The sequence below is a fragment of the Geobacillus sp. DSP4a genome (assembly GCF_013096875.1).
GTDB classification, from domain to species: Bacteria; Bacillota; Bacilli; order Bacillales; family Anoxybacillaceae; genus Geobacillus; species Geobacillus thermophilus.
The window spans coordinates 1-232 of sequence record NZ_SDLD01000301.1 but is presented as its reverse complement, the minus strand read 5'-3'; the positions used below and the strand labels follow the sequence as shown (position 1 = coordinate 232).

General features: G+C 54.7%; 1 pseudogene. It reads left to right on the top strand.

The window, feature by feature from the left end:
* Positions 1–200: pseudogene (locus tag ETC02_RS17430) on the top strand (IS481 family transposase); the annotation flags it as partial.
* Between the last annotated feature and the right edge of the window lie 32 nt (positions 201–232).

Here is a 232-nt window from a genome sequence, read left to right as displayed (position 1 = left end):
AACAGCTATACGAAGTGCCGCCTCGGTTCATTGGGCAATCGATTGAGCTCCGCTATGACGAACGAGGCGTCTATGTGTACGAAGATGGCAAACGGGTGGCGGAAGCCATTCGGGTGCGTTTGGAGGACAATGCCTATGTAAAACGCCATCGGTCCCCGTTTGCGGCGATTCCGGCGAAGGAGGGAGAACACGGTGTATAAATCGTTTTACTCCCTTTCGCGGGAGCCGTTTG